A 12,233-nucleotide genomic window follows, 5' to 3' on the forward strand; every position below is an offset into this window, starting at 1 on the left:
CCCGCTCCCACACAGGTCAGTGTGGGAGCGGGCTTGACCCGCGATGGCTTCACCACCGATGGGGCGGCCCCTCGAGGTCCCGGATTCCCCGGCAACCCACTCGGGTGTTGCCCACCCCTCCAAAAAAATCATTGCACCAGCTGGTTGATCTCGATGATCGGCAGCAGCACCGCCATCACGATCAGCAGCACCACCGCACCCATCACCACGATCATCAGCGGCTCCAGCAATGCGGTCATGCCCATCGCTCGGCGCTCGATGTCCTTGGCCAGGCTCTGCGCCGCGCGGTCGAGCATCGGCGGCAGGTTGCCGGTCTTCTCGCCGCTGGCGATCAGGTGGATCAGCAAGGGCGGGAACACCTTCTCCACCGCCAGCGCCGACGCCAGCCCCACGCCTTCGCGCACCCGCGCCGTGGCCTCGCTCACGCACTGGTCGAGGCGGTCGTTGGCCAGGGTCTGGCGCGCCGCCTCCAGGGCCCGCAGCAACGGCACCCCGGCACTGCCCAGAATCGCCAGGGTCGAGGCGAAGCGTGCGGTGTTCAGGCCCAGCACGAAGCGCCCCAGCAACGGCAGGCGCAGCACCCGGCTGTGCCAGGCCAGGCGTGCCGACGCGCCGCGCAGGTACACACGCCAGCCCCATGCCCCGGCCACCAGCACGATGAAACACAGCCAGCCCCAGGCCCGGATGAAGTCGCTGGCGTTGAGCATCGCCAGGGTCAGCCCCGGCAGGTCCTGGCGCGCCTGGGTGAAGGCGCTGACCACCTGCGGCACCACGTAGCTGAGCAGAAAGATCACGATGCCGATCGACACCAGCCCGACCACGCCGGGGTAGATGAACGCGGTGAGGATCTTGCCGCGCAGGGTGTTGCGGTCTTCGATGTAGTCGGCCAGGCGCTCCATCACCTGGGCCAGGTCGCCGGACTCCTCCCCCGCCGCGATCAGTGCGCGGTAGATCTCGGGAAAGTCCCGCGGGCGCGCCGCCAGCGCGTCGGCCAGGCGCATGCCGCTGCGCACGTCGCCGCGCACCGCGCCCAGCACCTGGGCGATGTGCTTGCGTTCGGCCTGCTCCAGGGTCGCGCTCAGGGCGCCCTCCAGCGGCAGCCCGGCGGCCAGCAGGCTGGCCAGCTGGCGCGTGGTCCAGGCCAGGTCCGCATCCGACAGCTTGCTGGCGAACAACCCGCCGCCGGCACTGGCGGCAGGCTCCGGCTCGACCTGCAAGGCGCTCAGGCCCAGCCCGCGCAATTGCCCGATCACCGCCGCCGGGCTGTCGGCCTCCAGCTGGCCACGGCTGATGCGCCCCTGGGCATCGGCGGCTTCATAACGGTATCGGCTCATCAGGCGTCCCGGGTCACACGCAGGATTTCTTCCACGGCGGTACTGCCGCTGTCGACCCAGCGCTGGCCGTCCTCGCGCATGCTCAGCATGCCGGCCTGGCGCGCTGCGGCGCGCAGGGCCTGTTCGTCGGCGCCCTGGTGGATCAGGCCGCGAATCGGGTCATCGATGCAGAACAGCTCGTGGATCCCGGTACGCCCGCTGTAGCCGGTGTGGTTGCAGCTGGCGCAGCCATGGGGGCGAAACTGGCCGGGGGCATTCGGGTCGGGCTGACGGCAGTGCGGGCACAGCCGCCGTACCAGGCGCTGGGCCAGCACGCCGAGCAGCGCCGAGGCCAGCATAAAGGGTTCCACGCCCATGTCGAGCAGGCGGTTGACCGCCGACACGGCGTCGTTGGTGTGCAGCGTGGCCAGCACCAGGTGCCCGGTGAGCGAGGCCTGCACCGCGATCTGCGCGGTCTCCAGGTCGCGGATCTCGCCGATCATGATGATGTCCGGGTCCTGGCGCAGGATCGCGCGCAGGGCCACGGCAAAGGTCATGTCGATGCGCGCATTCACCTGGATCTGGCTGATGCCCGGCAGGTCGTATTCCACCGGGTCCTCGACGGTGAGGATGTTGCTGACGCTGGCATCGAGCCGCGCCAGCGCCGCGTACAGGCTGGTGGTCTTGCCGCTGCCGGTGGGCCCGGTGACCAGCACGATGCCGTGGGGCTGGCGAATCAGCACGTCCAGGCGGGCCAGCAGCGCCGGGGCCATGCCCAGGGTTTCCAGTTGCAGACGCCCGGCCTGCTTGTCCAGCAGGCGCATCACCACCCGTTCGCCATGCCCGGTGGGCACGGTGGACACACGGATATCGATGGGCCGGCCAGCCACGCGCAGGGCGATGCGCCCGTCCTGGGGCAGGCGCTTTTCGGCGATGTCCAGTTGCGCCATGATCTTGATCCGCGACACCAGCGCCGCGTGCAGCGCCTTGCGCGGCGAGACCACGTCGCGCAGGGTGCCGTCGACCCGGTAGCGCACCACCGAGTGGGTCTCGAAGGGTTCGATGTGGATGTCGCTGGCCTCGTCGCCGGCAGCCTGGGTCAGCAGCGCGTTGATCATGCGGATCACCGGCGCGCCGTCCTGGGTGTCGAGCAGGTCGGTGATCTCGGGCATGTCCTGCATCAGGCGGTCGAGGTCGACATCGTTCTCGGCCGCGCCGACCGCCGCTGCGGCGCCGCCGTTGTCGCTGTAGGCGCTGGTCAGCAGGCGGTCGAGCTCGTCTTCGCTGACCTGCTCGGCGGCCTGCTCGCCGAACTGGCGGCGCACCTCGCCCAGCGCCCAGGCCGGGGTCGAGGGGCACAGGCGCAGGGGCGCGGCGTGCTCGCCGGCCAGCAGCACCACGCGCTGGGCCTTGGCCCAGGCGTACGGCAGGCGGCTCACCGGGCAACCCCGACTTCATCCAGCGGCACGGCGCGGATCGCCGCACGCGGGGTGCCGATGGCCGCGCCCGCGCGCGGTACGCCCTGCTCGGCGCTGGGCAGCAGCGGCATCTGCGCGTCCGGCAGCGCCCAGGAATGGGCCGGCTTGAGCCCGCCCTGGGCACGGCGGATGAAATCGTAGCGGTTGAGGGTGATGCTGCGCCCCACCTCGGCATCGCGAATGATGTAGGGGCGCAGGAACACCATCAGGTTGGTCTTGCTGGTGGCGCGGCGCTCGTTGCGAAACAGCACGCCCACCCCCGGCAGGCTGGAAAGAAACGGAATGCCGTCGTTGGCCTGGGTGTAGCCGTCCTGCAGCAGGCCGCCGAGCACCATGATCTGGCCGTCGTCGAGCAGGATGCTGGTGTCGATGGCGCGCTTGTTGGTGACCGTGCCGGCGGCACTGGAGGCGCGTTCGTCGACGCTGCTGACCTCCTGGTAGATGTCGAGCTTGACCGTGCCGCCTTCGGAGATCTGCGGGCGCACGTTGAGCTTGAGCCCCACCTCTTCGCGCTGGATGGTCTGGAACGGGTTGTTGCTGGTGCCGCCGCCATCGGTGACGTACTGGCCGCTGACAAAGGGGATGGTCTGGCCGACGAAGATGCTCGCCGCCTCGTTGTCCAGGGTCAGCAGGTTGGGCGTGGACAGCACGTTGCTGCCGCCCTTGCTGGTCAGGGCGCGGGCCAGCACCTTGAGGTCGAGCACCTCGCCGATGCCGGGGATGTTCACCGTGCCGTCCACCACGCCCACGCTCAGGCCGGGGGGCAGCGCGTCGATGCTGTTCCTGGCACCGCGATTGAACCCGGCACCGCCCAGGTTGGCGCCGCCGAACACACCGTTCTTGCCCAGGTTGCCGGCCTGCCACTGGATGCCGAATTCGTTGGCGTCGTCTTCGCTGACCTCGACGATCAGGCTTTCGATCACCACCTGGGCGCGGCGCTGGTCGAGCAGGTCGATCACCTCGCGCAGGTTGCGGTACAGCGGGTCGGGTGCCGAAATCAGCAGGGTGTTGGTGGTGGCGTCGGCCTGGATGGTCACCCCGCCGGCGGAAAACGCGGTGTTCTGCTCGCTGCCCTGCGAACCGTTGCCATAGGCGTTGCCGGCCTGGCCGAGGCTGGCCCCGTAGGTGGCGGCTGGCGGGGTGGCGCTGGTGGTCTGCGCGGTGTTCGCCGCCGCGCCGCTGCCGTTCTGCTTGCCTGCCAGCAGGCCACCGCTGCTGAGCCTGGCGCGGGCGTCGTCACCGCTGCTGCTGTCGCTCTCGCCGGTGAGCAGCCCGCGCAGGGCCTGGGCCAGCTTGCCGGCCTGGGCGTTGCGCAGGTACACCACGTGCAGGTTGCTGGGGTTGTTCTGTGCGTTGTCGAGCTTGTAGATCAGGTCGCGGGCCAGTTGCGTGCGCTCGGGGCTCCCGGCGCGGATCACCACGCTGTTGGAGCGTGGGTCGCCGATCACGCTGATCTTCTGGGTGGGGTCGTTGCCCTGGGTTTCGAGCAGCTCCGAGACCATGGCCGCGATGTCGCTGGCGATGCCGTTCTGGATCGCCACCACGTCGGTGTCGATGGCGCTGGGGATGTCGATGCTGTCGAGCAGCCGGGCCACACGCTCGAGGTTCTCGGCATAGTCGGTGACTACCACGGTGTTGTTGCCGGGGTAGGCGTTGATCGGGTTGTTGGGCGACACGATGGGGCGCAGCACCGGGATCACGTTGACCGCGTTCTCGTACTGCAGGCGGAAGGTGCGGGTGAGCATGCCGGTGCCGGCATCCTTGCTGTTGATCGGCCCGCCCAGCAGCTTGGCGTCGGCCTCGGGCACCACCTGGCTGACGCCACCCACGTCGACCACGCTGAAGCCCTGCATGCGCAGGGCCGCCAGCAGCATGGCATAGGCACGTGTGGCCGGCACCTCGCCTTCGGACACCAGGGTCAGCTGGCCCTTGACCCGCGGGTCGACCAGAAACTGGCGCCCGGTGGCCCGCGACAGGGCGCGCACCACGGCCTGGATGTCGGCGTCGACGAAGTTCAGCTGCACCGGCTGGTCACCCAGCGGGTTGCCCGGTGCGGCACTGGCGCTGCCATCGCTGTGGGGCCTGGCGCGGTGGGCGGGGGCACGCGGGGTCGGGCGCTGTGGCTCGACCCGCGCCTGCAGGCCGTGGCGTTCCAGGCTGGTCGGCCCGGGCTGCACGTTGGCCAGCGGTCGGCCCAGCTCGCTGCTGGCCAGTGGCTGCGCAGGCTGCTGGCTGCAACCGGCCAGGGCCAGTGCCAGTACCAGGGGAGCCAGGCCGGCCAGTCGGCGCGGCAGTTGGGTGCACATCATGACGATTCCTTAGCGCCTTGCGCCTGGTCCAAGCGAACGATTCCGGAGAACGACGCCGTGGCCGAGGGGTCGGCCAGCGGGTCGCGTTGCAGGCGGCTGTGCACCACCGTCAGGCCCAGTTGTGCGGGGGCCTGCAGCAGCCAGGCGGTGGCGGCCTCGGCGGGGGCCTGGGCAAGATCGAGCTGCCAGCCGCCCTCCACCGCCTGAAGCTGGTAATGGCCGCCCAGCCCGGCGTGCTCCAGGCTCTGGCGCAGGGCCGGCGCCTGTTGCGCGGCGCCCGGCAGTGAGGGGGCGTGGGCAAGCAGGCCGTCGAGGGTTTGCGCCTGGCTGCGCAGCCTGGGCGTTTCGGCCTCCCAGTGGGCGATGCGCGCCAGTGCCGGCTGCACCAGCACCAGCCACCACAGCGTGGTGCCCAGCAGCAGTGCGGTCAGGGCCACGGCGCGGCGCTCGCGCGCACTCAGGCCGTGCCACCAGGGGCGCAGGCGGCGCAGGGGGTGCCGTGCCTTACTCAACATTGGCCACCTCCTCGCCCGTGGCGGTCGCCGGGCGCAGGGTCCAGCCGTGGTCGCTGCTGCTGGCCTCGATGCCCTGCGCCGCCAGCCGGGTTTGCCAGGCGTTGTCGGCCGGGGGCCGCGCGGCGCCGGGCAGTGGCTGCAGGTCGAGCACGCCGTCGTGGTAGGTCAGTTGCTCGACTGCGCCGGCCAGAAACGGCATGGCGCTGCCGGCGGCCTGCAGCAGGTGGTTGAAGGGTGCGACCGCGCCATTGTCGCCGGCGGCGAGCTGCTGGCGTACCTGTTGCAGCGGGTTGAGGATCACCTGCAACTGCGGGTAGGCAGCGCGTACCTGCTGGTGCATGTGCTGGCGCAGTTGCTGGCCGGTGTCGGCCAGCCGCGCGGCGTAGAGGTTCAGGCCCAAGGTCCAGATCATGGCGGCGCTGGCGCACAGGGCGAGTGCCCGTGGCCAGCCGTGCTGTGCGGCGGCAGGGGCGCGCAGGCCGCTGTGCAGGCTCGCCACCGGGCATGCGCCGGCCCTTGCCGGGGTCGGGTACAGGCCCCGGGGTTTGAGGCCGGCATTCGACAGCCACTGCGCCAGGCCCTGCAATGCCGCCTGCCCCAGCCATGCCACCGCCACCTTCCCGTCCGCTGCCCGTGGCCCGTGGGCGATATGCACGGCGCGCACATCGCCCAGTATCAGGCCCTGCGCCGCGCACTGCACCGCCGCCCCCAGGCGCGCCGCCGGCAACGGCGGCAGTACCAGCTCGGTGCACAGGCTGTCGTCCGGGTGCAGCCACGCCAGTACCTCGCGGCCCCGCGCCAGGCTCTTGAGCTGCGCCTGCGCCGCCTCGCCCTCGGCCTCGGTCCGGCCCTGGCGGTCCAGTTGCCGATAGCCGACCCGCGCCCCGCCCTCAAGCGCCGCGAGCCGCGGCAATGCCATGTGCAGTTGTGCCTTCATGCGCCCACCCGTGCCCAGACAACCTGTGCCAGGGGCGCCTGCCCGCGCAGCAGCAGCGCCTCCAGGCGCACCTCGCGCGAGCCGCTGCGGGCCACGCCGTGCAGGCGGAACCAGTCGCTGGTAATGCCCACCGGCACGCTTTCGAGGACCACGTGGGGCATCTGCAGGCGGTTGACGAAATCTCCGCGGTTGACGAACCAGCGCCCGCCGTCGCGCTCGGCGATCAGCTGGCGCGCCTTGTCTACGCTCAAGCCCGGCACCTGCGCCGCCAGCACCTCGGCCGACGCGGTGTTGCCATTGATCCAGGTGTTGGCCGGCAGCACCGTGGCCACTCGGCGCAGGCGTGCCAGCCCTTCGGCATCCAGCCCCGGCACGGCCAGCTGGTCGAGGCTGCGCAGCATCGGCCGGCGTGCCGGCACCGGGCGCGAGGCGGCACCCGGCGAGGTTGCGCGGCCACTGTCGAAGCCGTGCACCGCCTCGGCCACGGGCGCCTGCCGGCGCGGGTAGCCGTCGATCACCCGTGCCGCGATCGCCTGCGCCACCGGCGCGGCCAGGCCGATCAGTGCACACAGGCGCTCGAAGGTGGCCAGGGCCTGCGCGTCGGGTTGCTCCTCGACCACCAGGTTGCGCAGGTTGAACTTGCCCTGCTCGTCTTCCAGCCGGCCCTGAAACACCGCGCCGTGCTCGCCCACCGGCAGGCCGGCGATGGGGCGCGCCCAGCCCTGGTCGAGGCGTACCAGCGGGTCGACGCGGCGCTGCTCGGCCAGTACCTCACGGCTCCAGGCCAGGCCCGCCTGCAGCACGCCCTGCCCCTGGGCACGCTGCTGCAGGCTTTCCAGCTCACGGGTGAATACGCTCTGGCGGCTGATCATGCCCGCTGCGATCACCGCCACCACGGCGGCTATCAGCAAGGCACTGATGATCGCCATTCCGCGTTGCTGCGCGGACGGTCTCATCACGGCGCCTACAGCTGCCAGGAGCCGATATCGGCGTTCACGCCGTCGCCGTCAGGCTCGCCATCGGCGCCCAGCGAGAACACGTCGATCTCGCCGTTGGCACCGGGGTTGAGGTAGTGGTAGGGGCGGCCCCAGGGGTCGTTGGGCAGGCGCTCCAGGTAGGCGCGCCAGGTGCCGGGCTTGGCCGAGGCGGGTTTTTCCACCAGTACCTTGAGGCCCTGGGCGGCGCTGGGGTAGCTGCCGTTGTCCAGGCGGTAGAGCTTGAGCGCCTGCATCAGCCCGGCGATGTCCTGGCGGGCGGCGGTGGCACGCGCCTGGTCGGGGCGGTCGAGCACCTTGGGCACCACCATCGCTGCCAGGATCCCGAGGATGACCACCACCACCATGATCTCGATCAGGGTGAAGCCGCGTTGGCGACGGGGGGCAGAACGGCGTGGGCAGGTAAGCGACATCTCGGCATTCCTTGGCGGGATTCGGGGGCCGATTGTGGCAAGGGCATATGTCAGTGGTATTGAAAATCCTCGGGAGTTCCGGTCGCCAATCGGTCAGACAGACCCCCTAGGATGCAGCTTTGCCCACACCGAGATGCCCATGCGCAGACGCCGCCCGCAACAGGCCGGTTTTACCCTGATCGAAGTGCTGGTGGCGCTGGCCATCGTGGCCGTGGCGATGGCCGCTGCAGTGCGCGCGGCCGGGCTGATGACCCAGGGCAATGGCCTGCTGCGCGACAAGTCGCTGGCCCTGCTCTCGGCCCAGGCGCGCCTTGCCGAACTGCGCCTGGAAGGCCAGGCAACCCCTGGCCTGCGCCGCTTGGAGTGCGACCAGGGGCGCCTGCGCCTGCGCTGCGAGCAGCAGGTCGACAGCCGCCCCGGTGGGCTGCTGCAGGTGCGCCTGGAGGTGTTCGAGCGTGACCGTGAAGGCCCGCCGCTGGCGCGCCTGGAGAGCTGGCTGGGCCAGGCGCCTAGGGGCGAATGAGGCGCGGCAGCGCGGGGCCTTCGGGCAGTCGCGCGATGCCGATGCGGCTGCGTTCCCCGGCGCGCTCGATCACCAGCGCATCGGCTTCTATGGCCACCAGTTGCACCCCCTGCGCCAGTTGCTCGCCCACCCGCACGGCCTGTGGCGCGCCGCCGTTGAGCGAGACGATGGCCACCGCACCGGCACTGCCGGCCAGCAGCCCGCTGAGGCTGATGTCGACCTGCGCCGGCAGGTTGGCGAACCACTGCCCGGCGGGGGCCGGGGGTGCCGATAGGGTCTGCTCCATGGCAGCCGGCACCGGTTGGGGGGTGGGCGTCCAGAGCAACGTGCCCCAGGTCGCGAGCCCGGCCAGCGCCGCGAGCAGCGCCGCGCCCTGGACCAGTTGCGGGGCAGCCACGGGTTTGAATGCTAGTGCCATGGGGAACGGTCTCCGTGTGGTTCCTGGCCCGAGCATACGCGCCGATTCTCACGCTTTTGTTTCACACGACGATCATCTTCGCCGTGCACGCTGTCACCAGCCAAGGAGGCATCGCCCCATGCAACGCAGCCATCCACAACAGGGCTTTACCCTGATCGAACTGATGGTGGTGCTGGTGATCGTCGGCATCGCCAGCGCCGCCATCAGCCTGAACATCCGCCCCGACCCGGCCAGGGCGCTGCGCGAAGACGCCGAGCGCCTGGCGCAATTGCTGCTGGTGGCCCAGAGCGAGGTGCAGGCCGATGGCCGCGCCCTGGTCTGGCAGGCCGACCGCGACGGCTACCGTTTTGTGCGGGCCGGCGCGGCGCTGGACGGCGACCCGCTGCTGCGCCCGCGCCCCTGGCAGGCCGCGCCGGTGACGGTGCAGCGCACCCCGCAGCGGGCCGTGCGCATCGACCCGGAATGGATCGGCGAGCCGCTGACCCTGCGCCTGGCCAGCGGCCAGCAGCAGATCGAGGTGCGCCGCGATGCCGCCGGCCGTGTCGAGGTGCACCAGCCATGAGGCGCCACCCACAGGGCGGGTTCACTCTGATCGAGGTGATGGTGGCGATCCTGTTGATGGCCATCGTCAGCCTGGTGGCCTGGCGCGGGCTGGACAGCGTCAGCCGCGCCGACCGCCACGTCAAGGACAGCACCGAACAGGCCCGCGCCCTGCTGCGGGTGTTCAACCAGCTGGAGCGCGACCTGGCCCTGCGTGCCAGCAGCGAACTGGCCGAGCCGGTGCTGGCGGGCATGGACCCGCCCAGCGAAAAACCGCTGCCTGCGGTGCGGGTGCAGGCCAGCGACGGACGCCCGGCGCGCCTGGAGCTGATTCGCAGCAGCGCCGCCGACGACGGCCTGATGCGCGTGCGCTGGTGGTTGCAGGGTGGCACGCTGTACCGCGCCGCGGCGCCGGCACGCGACCGCTTCCCGCTACCGGCGCCTGCCGGCCGGGTGGCGGTACTGGAGGATGTGGCTGAATTCAACCTGCGGGTGTGGGAGCCGGGCAAGGGCTGGCGGCACCTGACCGGCGAGGCCCGGGACAATCCGCCGGGGCTCGAGATCGAACTGCTGCGCCAGAGCGCCCAGGGCCCGCAGCGTTACCGCCAGGTACTGGGGCCGCTCAACTGAGCAGCACCACGCCACCGGGCAGTTCGGTGCAGCGTGCGCCGTAGGCATCGCGGATCAGCTGCGCCACCCCTGGCAGTTGCGCCAGGCTGAAGCGCGCCTGCACCTTGCGTCGTCCCAGGCTGGGGTTGAGCAGCACCAGCATGCCGGGGCGGTAGCGGTTGATTTCGTCGATCACCTGACTCAGCGGCACGTCATGGAACACCAGCCGCTGCTCGCGCCAGGCCATTACCTGTTCGGCATCGAACGGCTGCGCGCTGCCGGCGCTGCGGGCGTCGTAACGCAGCTGCTGGCCGGCGGGCACGGGCAAGCTGCGGCCCTGCCAGAGAATCTGCACCTGGCCCTGCAGGCAGGTGACGCACACGGCCGAATCGGTGTGGCGCACATTGAAGCGCCCGGCCTGGGCCGACACCCAGGCCTGCCCGGCCTGCACCTGCACCGGGGCCTGGGCCAGCACCTCGACCTCGCCTTCGAGCAGGGCGATTGCTTCGCCGCTGCGGTTGATGCGGGTCTGGGTGTTGAGCTCCAGCGCGATGCCCTGGGTCAGGTCGATGCGCCGCTGCTCGCCGACGCCGGTGTGAAAGTCTGCCGCTGGCGTGCCGAGCCCGTCCACCAGGTTGCTGCGCAGCAGCACGAAGGCTGCCGAGGCCGCCAGCGCGCCACCCAGGAACGCACGGCGCCCCAGGGTACGCAGGGGCACCACGCGCTCGGCCTGGCGCGCCGCCGGCTCCAGCTGCTGCCACAGCTGGCGGGCCTGCTCGAAGGCCTGGGCGTGCGCCGGGCTTTGTGCGCACCACTGGCGCAGGGCGCGTGCGTCGGCGACGGTGGCGCGCCCGGAGGTAAGCAGCAGCAACCAGTCCTGGGCCTGGCTGTGCAGGCTGGGTTCAGCCGAAGTCTGGGGTGTCATGGTCTGAGGGGCCTGCATCAAAATGGCGCTGTGTATTGTTCAAGACGGTTTTCCCGCACCGGGACCGAACCGCTGGAACACTTTTCTTTCCAGCCGCGTGGCGCAGTAACCCAGTGCGGCCTTGAGCTCCTTCTCGACCATGCGCGTGGAGATGCCGAAGCGCTGGGCGATTTCCAGGTGCGAGGCTTCCTCCAGGCGCGCGGCAATGAAGATACGCCGGCGCCGTGCCGGCAGTTCGTAGAGTGCGCCGAGCAGGCACTGGATTTCCTGCTGGCCGCCGACGATGCGCGCCGGGTCCTGGTCTTCGGCCACCTGCAGCAGGTCTTCGACCTCTGCGCCGGTGAGCAGCCGGGCGTCGGCCTGGCGCCGGTCGGCGGCGATGTTCAGGGCCATGCGGTAGAGGTAGGCGTTGGGCTTGTGCAGCGCGTGGGTGGCCTGCATGCGGTCGACCCGCAGGTAGGTTTCCTGGAGCACGTCGCAGGCCAGGTCGTCCGAACCCAGGCGGCGTTTGAGGCGCACCTTGAACTCGTCGTAAGAGGTCAGGAACAACGTGACCAGAGGTGTATTCATACTGCCTAGCCTCCATGCGATTAAGGGCAGTCCATGCGTGTATCGGGCAACAGCAGCAGCGTCACCGGTTGCGCCAGCGCCGAGGGCGGTGGCCGCTCCAGGCGCAGGGCGCGCAGGCTTTCGACCAGCGCGCTGTCACGCCGGTGATCGCCGGTGGAGGCCAGCAGGCGGCTCTGGGCCAGCACCCCGCGGGCGTCGATCCATACCTGCACTGCGGCCCGGTAATGGCCTGGGCGTGCCAGCGCGCTGGCACACAGCGCCTGTTCCACGGCGCGTTGCAGCGTGCGCGCATAATTGCCGGCCGCGCCGGCCCCGCCTGTGGCACGCGGGTTCGGCGCGGCTGCCGGCAGTGCCACGCGCTGCACGGTGAAGGCCTCGGCGCCGCTGTAGCGGGCCATCAGCCCGGTGCCTTCGAGCAGCCTGCGCAGGCCGTCGCGGGCGCTGAACGCGCCGCTCAGCGGCATCGAGCGCTGGCGTGCGGTCAGCTCCCGGTCCACCAGCACCGCCATGCCGCTCTGCTGGCCGAAGGTGTGCAGCGCCTCGTCCAGTGGCTGGGCCGGTATGTCGAAACGGATCGGGCCTGCGCCGTGCACCGGCATCGCCAGCACGGCCAACAGCAGCACGGCGATTCTGGCAAGGCTGTGGCGCAAACCGGTGTCTCCCCCGAAAGTCGCCATCGTGGGGCCTG

The 12,233-nt window shown here is 70.8% G+C and carries 14 protein-coding genes; 3 read left to right on the forward strand and 11 right to left on the reverse strand.

Going from position 1 to position 12,233, the window contains the following annotated elements:
* Positions 1 to 128: 128 nt before the first annotated feature.
* The 7 genes from gspF to gspG are packed head-to-tail and all read right to left on the reverse strand — an operon-like array spanning position 129 to position 7,960.
* On the reverse strand, positions 129 to 1,334 hold the full coding sequence (gene gspF / locus LOY33_RS15225; RefSeq protein WP_054916085.1) for a type II secretion system inner membrane protein GspF: 1,206 nt from the start codon (positions 1,332 to 1,334) through the stop codon (positions 129 to 131).
* On the reverse strand, positions 1,334 to 2,752 hold the full coding sequence (gene gspE, locus LOY33_RS15230; RefSeq protein WP_258659296.1) for a type II secretion system ATPase GspE: 1,419 nt from the start codon (positions 2,750 to 2,752) through the stop codon (positions 1,334 to 1,336). The genes gspF and gspE overlap by 1 nt, the downstream gene beginning before the upstream one ends.
* Positions 2,749 to 5,100 carry a type II secretion system secretin GspD gene (gene gspD, locus LOY33_RS15235; protein WP_258659303.1) on the reverse strand — a complete coding sequence of 784 codons (2,352 nt, stop codon included), beginning with the start codon at positions 5,098 to 5,100 and terminating at the stop codon, positions 2,749 to 2,751. Before gspD ends, gspE begins: the two co-directional genes overlap by 4 nt.
* Positions 5,097 to 5,615: a type II secretion system protein GspM gene (gene gspM / locus LOY33_RS15240; protein ID WP_043860342.1), complete on the reverse strand. Its 519-nt coding sequence runs from the start codon at positions 5,613 to 5,615 to the stop codon at positions 5,097 to 5,099. Before gspM ends, gspD begins: the two co-directional genes overlap by 4 nt.
* Positions 5,605 to 6,552 carry a type II secretion system protein GspL gene (gene gspL / locus LOY33_RS15245; RefSeq protein ID WP_088515442.1) on the reverse strand — a complete coding sequence of 316 codons (948 nt, stop codon included), beginning with the start codon at positions 6,550 to 6,552 and terminating at the stop codon, positions 5,605 to 5,607. Before gspL ends, gspM begins: the two co-directional genes overlap by 11 nt.
* Positions 6,549 to 7,508 carry a type II secretion system minor pseudopilin GspK gene (gene gspK / locus LOY33_RS15250; RefSeq protein ID WP_240619902.1) on the reverse strand — a complete coding sequence of 320 codons (960 nt, stop codon included), beginning with the start codon at positions 7,506 to 7,508 and terminating at the stop codon, positions 6,549 to 6,551. The genes gspL and gspK overlap by 4 nt, the downstream gene beginning before the upstream one ends.
* Before the next feature lie 8 nt (positions 7,509 to 7,516).
* The gene (gene gspG, locus LOY33_RS15255) at positions 7,517 to 7,960 is read right to left on the reverse strand and encodes a type II secretion system major pseudopilin GspG (protein ID WP_054916090.1); all 444 of its coding nucleotides are present in this window, start codon (positions 7,958 to 7,960) and stop codon (positions 7,517 to 7,519) included.
* 139 nt (positions 7,961 to 8,099) lie between these two features.
* On the opposite strand from gspG, the gene gspI reads away from it, so the two are divergent.
* A complete protein-coding gene (gspI, locus tag LOY33_RS15260; protein ID WP_043860346.1) occupies positions 8,100 to 8,483 on the forward strand; it encodes a type II secretion system minor pseudopilin GspI in 384 nt (127 codons plus the stop codon).
* Here gspI and LOY33_RS15265 read toward each other — a convergent pair.
* Positions 8,470 to 8,901, reverse strand: a complete 432-nt coding sequence (locus LOY33_RS15265) for a type II secretion system protein N (RefSeq protein ID WP_258659313.1) — start codon at positions 8,899 to 8,901, stop codon at positions 8,470 to 8,472. The two genes, gspI and LOY33_RS15265, sit on opposite strands and share 14 nt — an antisense overlap.
* A 118-nt stretch (positions 8,902 to 9,019) precedes the next feature.
* Between LOY33_RS15265 and gspH the strand changes: the two genes are divergently transcribed.
* Together gspH and LOY33_RS15275 are read left to right on the forward strand one after the other, a co-directional pair.
* Positions 9,020 to 9,463, forward strand: coding sequence for a type II secretion system minor pseudopilin GspH (gene gspH, locus LOY33_RS15270; RefSeq protein ID WP_258659320.1), 444 nt, complete (start codon positions 9,020 to 9,022; stop codon positions 9,461 to 9,463).
* Positions 9,460 to 10,071 (forward strand): prepilin-type N-terminal cleavage/methylation domain-containing protein, encoded by a 612-nt coding sequence (locus tag LOY33_RS15275; RefSeq protein WP_054916093.1) that lies wholly within the window; start codon positions 9,460 to 9,462, stop codon positions 10,069 to 10,071. Before gspH ends, LOY33_RS15275 begins: the two co-directional genes overlap by 4 nt.
* Here the strand turns inward: LOY33_RS15275 and LOY33_RS15280 are convergent.
* Genes LOY33_RS15280 through LOY33_RS15290 form a run of 3 tightly spaced genes read right to left on the reverse strand, consistent with a single transcriptional unit; the run spans position 10,064 to position 12,195 of the window.
* Positions 10,064 to 10,975, reverse strand: a complete 912-nt coding sequence (locus LOY33_RS15280) for a DUF4880 domain-containing protein (protein WP_258659324.1) — start codon at positions 10,973 to 10,975, stop codon at positions 10,064 to 10,066. The genes LOY33_RS15275 and LOY33_RS15280 overlap by 8 nt on opposite strands.
* A 39-nt stretch (positions 10,976 to 11,014) precedes the next feature.
* On the reverse strand, positions 11,015 to 11,545 hold the full coding sequence (locus LOY33_RS15285; protein ID WP_043860351.1) for a sigma-70 family RNA polymerase sigma factor: 531 nt from the start codon (positions 11,543 to 11,545) through the stop codon (positions 11,015 to 11,017).
* A 20-nt stretch (positions 11,546 to 11,565) separates the two neighbouring features.
* The gene (locus LOY33_RS15290; protein WP_258659326.1) at positions 11,566 to 12,195 is read right to left on the reverse strand and encodes an STN domain-containing protein; all 630 of its coding nucleotides are present in this window, start codon (positions 12,193 to 12,195) and stop codon (positions 11,566 to 11,568) included.
* Between the last annotated feature and the right edge of the window lie 38 nt (positions 12,196 to 12,233).

The sequence above is a fragment of the Pseudomonas sp. B21-036 genome, from assembly GCF_024748925.1.
Taxonomy (GTDB): Bacteria; Pseudomonadota; Gammaproteobacteria; order Pseudomonadales; family Pseudomonadaceae; genus Aquipseudomonas; species Aquipseudomonas palmensis.

What these genes read in the sequence shown, in the direction of transcription:
- gspL (WP_088515442.1), bottom strand. Translation starts at nt 6,552, where the DNA reads ATGAAGGCACAACTGCACATGGCATTGCCGCGGCTCGCGGCGCTTGAG.
- gspF (WP_054916085.1), bottom strand. Translation starts at nt 1,334, where the DNA reads ATGAGCCGATACCGTTATGAAGCCGCCGATGCCCAGGGGCGCATCAGC.
- gspI (WP_043860346.1), top strand. Translation starts at nt 8,100, where the DNA reads ATGCGCAGACGCCGCCCGCAACAGGCCGGTTTTACCCTGATCGAAGTG.
- gspD (WP_258659303.1), bottom strand. Translation starts at nt 5,100, where the DNA reads ATGATGTGCACCCAACTGCCGCGCCGACTGGCCGGCCTGGCTCCCCTG.
- LOY33_RS15275 (WP_054916093.1), top strand. Translation starts at nt 9,460, where the DNA reads ATGAGGCGCCACCCACAGGGCGGGTTCACTCTGATCGAGGTGATGGTG.
- gspM (WP_043860342.1), bottom strand. Translation starts at nt 5,615, where the DNA reads ATGTTGAGTAAGGCACGGCACCCCCTGCGCCGCCTGCGCCCCTGGTGG.
- gspH (WP_258659320.1), top strand. Translation starts at nt 9,020, where the DNA reads ATGCAACGCAGCCATCCACAACAGGGCTTTACCCTGATCGAACTGATG.
- gspG (WP_054916090.1), bottom strand. Translation starts at nt 7,960, where the DNA reads ATGTCGCTTACCTGCCCACGCCGTTCTGCCCCCCGTCGCCAACGCGGC.
- LOY33_RS15285 (WP_043860351.1), bottom strand. Translation starts at nt 11,545, where the DNA reads ATGAATACACCTCTGGTCACGTTGTTCCTGACCTCTTACGACGAGTTC.
- LOY33_RS15280 (WP_258659324.1), bottom strand. Translation starts at nt 10,975, where the DNA reads ATGACACCCCAGACTTCGGCTGAACCCAGCCTGCACAGCCAGGCCCAG.
- LOY33_RS15265 (WP_258659313.1), bottom strand. Translation starts at nt 8,901, where the DNA reads ATGGCACTAGCATTCAAACCCGTGGCTGCCCCGCAACTGGTCCAGGGC.
- gspK (WP_240619902.1), bottom strand. Translation starts at nt 7,508, where the DNA reads ATGAGACCGTCCGCGCAGCAACGCGGAATGGCGATCATCAGTGCCTTG.